5 protein-coding genes are annotated in these 4,541 nt (G+C 74.3%); all 5 read left to right on the top strand.

Annotation, left to right across the window (positions count from 1 at the left end; all coding sequences use genetic code 11):
• On the top strand, positions 1-855 hold an 855-nt coding region (locus ACWEVO_RS30905), incomplete at its 5' end, for a diguanylate cyclase (protein WP_452310994.1).
• A gap of 9 nt (positions 856-864) precedes the next feature.
• Positions 865-1,818, top strand: coding sequence for a UTP--glucose-1-phosphate uridylyltransferase (locus ACWEVO_RS30900; protein ID WP_452310993.1), 954 nt, complete (start codon positions 865-867; stop codon positions 1,816-1,818).
• Entirely contained in the window at positions 1,815-3,128 is a 1,314-nt protein-coding gene (locus tag ACWEVO_RS30895; protein WP_452310992.1) for a molybdopterin molybdotransferase MoeA, read from the top strand. The genes ACWEVO_RS30900 and ACWEVO_RS30895 overlap by 4 nt, the downstream gene beginning before the upstream one ends.
• Positions 3,128-3,766: a GNAT family N-acetyltransferase gene (locus tag ACWEVO_RS30890; protein ID WP_452310995.1), complete on the top strand. Its 639-nt coding sequence runs from the start codon at positions 3,128-3,130 to the stop codon at positions 3,764-3,766. Before ACWEVO_RS30895 ends, ACWEVO_RS30890 begins: the two co-directional genes overlap by 1 nt.
• Positions 3,767-3,946: 180 nt before the next feature.
• On the top strand, positions 3,947-4,541 hold a 595-nt coding region (gene sepX, locus ACWEVO_RS30885), incomplete at its 3' end, for a divisome protein SepX/GlpR (RefSeq protein WP_452310991.1).

The raw sequence follows: 4,541 nt of genomic DNA, 5'->3' as shown, positions 1-4,541 counted from the left end.
GCACCGTCCGGCGGCGTCCCGGCGCCGTCGCCCGGCCCGGTCGGCGCCGGGGCCCTCGGCGTGCTGGTCCTCTACGACCGGGCGGGTGACACCGAGTTCGACGACGACGACCTGGCCACCCTGCGCACGTTCGCCGGGCACGCCGCGGTGGCGGTGGAGAACGTCCGGGTGCACGAGGAGGCCCAGCGGCTCTCGCTGACCGATCCGCTCACCGGGCTGTGGAACTACCGCTACCTGCGCGAGTCGATCCGGCGCGAGGTGGAACGCGCCAACCGGTTCGGCCGGATGCTCAGCGTCCTCGCCCTCGACCTGGACCGGTTCAAGAACGTCAACGACACCTGGGGGCATGCCGCCGGCGACGCCGTCCTGGTCGAGTTCGCCCGCCGGGTGCGCGGCGAGATCCGCGAGATGGACCTGGCGTTCCGGCAGGGCGGCGAGGAGTTCGTGGTGCTGTTGCCGGAGACCGACGCCCGCGGCGCGACGATCGTCGCCGAGCGCCTCGGCGCGGTGGTCCGGGACCATCCCGTGCCGGTCAAGGGGCACGGCGGCGAGCCGGTGCGGGTGCCGGTGACCGTCTCCATCGGCATCGCCGTCTACCCCGACCACGCCGCCACCGGCCAGCAGGTCCTCGACGCCGCCGACGACGCCCTCTACGCGGCCAAGGCCGCCGGCCGGGACGGCTACCGGCTGGCTCAGCCCCCGGACCCCTCGCCTAACAGGGAGATACCGGTGGTGGCCGCGACGGTCAGCCCGTCCGACGGACTGCCCCGGGCGGGCGCGCCGGACCCCACCGGAGCGGGTCAAGGCGGCGCGTCTTCCGGTCCTCACCCGCCGCGGCAGAGCCGTGGCCGATAGTCTCGCGACATGTCGGAGCACTCAGCGAACCCCTCAGCGGCCGCCGCGACCGGCCGATCCCGTGCGGTCAAGGCCGTCATCCCGGCCGCCGGCCTGGCCACCCGGTTCCTGCCGGCCACCAAGGCGGTACCGAAGGAGCTGCTGCCGGTCGTGGACCGGCCGGTGCTGCAGTACATCGTCGAGGAGGCCGCCCAGGCCGGCATCAGCGACGTGCTGCTGATCACCGGGCGCGGCAAGACCGCCATGGTGGACCACTTCGACCGCCGGCCCGACCTGGAGGAGCGGCTGGCGAAGAAGCCCGAGCTGCTGGCCGCCGTCAAGCGCACCGAGGACCTGGCCGACATCTACACGGTCCGGCAGCCCGAGCAGCTCGGCCTCGGCCACGCCGTCGGGTACGCGGAGGCCCACGTCGGCGACGCGCCCTTCGCGGTGCTGCTCGGCGACGAGTTCGTCAAGCCCTCGGAGCCGCTGCTGCCGGCCATGCTGGAGCTGCAGGCGCGGACCGGCGGGGTGGTGCTCGCCTTCTTCGAGGTCGACCCGGCCGAGACCAGCCGGTACGGCATCGCCTCGGTCGAGCCGGCCGAGTCGGAGCTGACCGACATCGCCGAGGTCGTCAAGGTCACCGGCATGGTGGAGAAGCCGAAGCCGGAGGACGCGCCGAGCAACCTGGCCGTGCTCGGCCGGTACGTGCTGCCGGGGCGGATCTTCGACGCGATCAAGCGGACCAAGCCGGGCAGCGGTGGCGAGATCCAGCTGACCGACGCGATGGAGCTGCTGCGTACGGAGGGGGTGCCGGTGCACGCCATCGTCTACCGGGGCACCCGCTACGACACCGGCATGCCGCTCGGTTACCTGCAGACCGTGGTCCAGATCGCCGCCGAGCGCGAGGACCTCGGCCCGGAGTTCCGCAAGTGGCTGGCCGAGTTCGTGAACATCGACGCGTCGGGCGGTCCCAATACATGACCGCGACGGCCGACGCCGAGGCGGCCGCGAACGAGTTGACGCCGCTCGCCGACTACCTGGGCAGCGTGCTGCGCAGGTTACGCGCGCTGCCTCCGCTCGACCTCGACCTCACCCAGGCGTACGGCAACGTTCTCGCCGAGGACGTGGTCGCGCCGCACTCGTTCCCCGCCTTCGACCAGGCGGCGGTGGACGGGTACGCCGCGCGCTGGGAGGACATCTCCGGAGGGAGCCGGGGGCCGGGCTACGTCCCGGCCCCCTCCGGTATTCCCGGTGGCCGCAGCATCCGGCTGAACGTGGTCGGCGACCTGGGCGCGGCGAGCTGGCGGCCGGTGCGGCTCACCCCCGGCTCCTGCTTCTCGGTGGCCGCGGGTGCACCGCTGCCCATCGGCGCCGACGTGGTGGTCCCCGTCGAGTGGACCGACCAGGGCATGGCCGCGGTGGAGATCTTCCGCGCCCCCAAGCGGGGGTACGGCGTCCGCCGCGCCGGTGAGGAACTGCCGGCCGGCACGCTGCTCGCCCGCGCCGGCACGTACGTCTCGCCGGCCCTGGTGGCCGTCTTCGCCGCCACCGGCATCGGGCACGTGGTAGTCCGGCCCAGCCCCCGGGTGGTCATCGTGGCCACCGGCGACGAACTGGTCGACGTCGGCCGGGGCAGCCAGCCCGGCCAGGTGGTGGACACCAACTCGCACGCGTTGACCGCCGCCGCGGCCGAGGCGGGCGCGCTCGCGTACCGGGTGGGGATCTGCGACGACGACCCGGAGGGGCTGCGTGGGCTGCTGGAGGACCAGACCCTGCGGGCCGACCTGATCATCACGACCGGTGGCACCGGCACCGGTCCCGGCGACATGGTGCGCCGCATCCTGTCCCGGCGGGAGGGCGGCCGGGCCGGGCCGGTCACCTTCACAGAGGTCGCTCTCTATCCCGGAACGGCCCTCGGATTCGGTACGGTCGGCGCCGAGGAGGTGCCGGTGGTGTGTCTTCCCGGTGAGCCCGGCGCGGCGCTGATCGGCTTCGAGGTGCTGGCCCGGCCGGCCATCCAGCTGCTGGCCGGCGCCGAGCCGGTGTTCCGGCCCAGCGTCCGCGCGCACCTGCTGGAGACCGTCTCGTCCCCGGCGGGGCTGCGCGAGTTCCGGCCGGCGCACGTGGCCGAGCGGCGCGGCGGCGGCTACACGGTCCAGCCGCTCGCCGGCGGCCCCTACACCCTGTCCGGGCTGGCCGAGGCGAACGGCCTGCTGGTCCTCGGCGAGCGGGTCACCACCGCCGCCGCCGGGTCGACTGTGGACGTGCTGCTGTTGGACCGGCGCCGGTGATGTTCCGACGGCCGCCGGGCTGGCCGGCGGTGCTGGTGGACGGGCCGGTGGTGCTGCGGCCGTACAAGCGCTCCGATGCGGCGGCCTGGTCGGAGATCCGGCGCGCCAACCAGGCCTGGCTGTCCCCCTGGGAGTCTCACCTGCCCGGCACGTGGGACGAGGTGAACTCGCCGGCCGCGTTCCGCTTCGTCCACGCCGACCAGCGGCGCTCGGCGCGTACCGGTGAGGGGATGCCGTTCGCCGTCTGCCTGCGCGAGGACGGGCGGGAGCGGCTGGTCGGTCACCTCAACGTGGGCAGCATCGTCCGCCGGGCGTTCTGCTCCGGGTACGTCGGCTACTGGGTGGACTCCCGGGTGGCCGGTCGTGGACTGATCCCCACCGCCGTGGCCCTCGCGGTCGACCACGCCTTCGGCCCCGGCGGGCTGCACCGGATCGAGGTGAACATCCGCCCGGAGAACCTCCCGTCCCGGCGGGTGGTGGAGAAGCTCGGCTTCCGCGAGGAGGCCTACCACGTGCGGTACATGCACATCGACGGCGCCTGGCGCGACCACATCGGATACGCGATGACCAACGAGGAAGTGGCGGCCGAGGGCGGTCTGCTCGCGCGGTGGCACCGCGTGCGTGACAGTCGAGGGTGAACGGTCCCACCCGCCACGCCCGGCGCGGCATCCGGGTGAACCGGGTCGGCGGCCCGTAACCTCAAGTAACTGCAAGCTGTGGCAAGCGCTGCGGCGACCGCACGATCTGCGCCGTGAACGACGGATGACGGAACAAGTTGCGGCGCGGCGGCGCTCGCCCCGAATTCGGTGACGGGAGGGGTGAGGGTGCCGACCTCGGTGCTCCTCGCCGTCCTCGCCGCCGCCGGCCTGCTCGCCCTCGCGCCGGCGCTGGTTCGCCGGTACGACGCCACCGAGCGGCTGGTGGCGGAGCGGGCGCAGTCGACGGCGCGGGTGCTCCAGCGCCGGCGTCGGCGGCGGACCGTGCCCGGACGGCGGCCGGTGCGCCCACCTCGATCCCTTGTCGTCACCCTGAGTGAAGATTCCGACACGGGGAGTCTCGCCCCGCCGGTCTCGGCGCCCCCGGCGCGCCGCCGCTCCGGCCGGCTCCGGTCGGTCCAGCCCGCCCCGGCCAGGTCCCGCCGACGGCACCCCCCGAAGCGTCGGCACACCCCGGCGATCTACCGCCGCCGGCGGGTGCTGGCCGCGCTGCTGCTGCTCAACTTCGTCGAGTTGATCGGCGTGGTGCTGGTCAGTCCGGGGTTCTGGATCAGCGTCTCGGTGACCGGGACCCTGCTCGTGGCGTACGTCGTACACCTGCGGCAGCGGGCCCTGGCCGAACGCCGCCGGCGGCGCGCGGAGGCCCGGGAGGCGGCCTGGCTGGCCGCCCGCCAGGCGGAGGTGCGCCGCGAGCAGG

The sequence above is a fragment of the Micromonospora sp. NPDC003776 genome, assembly GCF_053605645.1.
Note: the sequence above shows the minus strand (reverse complement) of the source record. Positions and strands in the feature narration are given on the sequence as shown.

Bases quoted from the DNA above. Each gene is read 5' to 3' on its own strand.
- ACWEVO_RS30895 (WP_452310992.1), top strand. From the start codon at position 1,815: ATGACCGCGACGGCCGACGCCGAGGCGGCCGCGAACGAGTTGACGCCG.
- ACWEVO_RS30900 (WP_452310993.1), top strand. From the start codon at position 865: ATGTCGGAGCACTCAGCGAACCCCTCAGCGGCCGCCGCGACCGGCCGA.
- ACWEVO_RS30890 (WP_452310995.1), top strand. From the start codon at position 3,128: ATGTTCCGACGGCCGCCGGGCTGGCCGGCGGTGCTGGTGGACGGGCCG.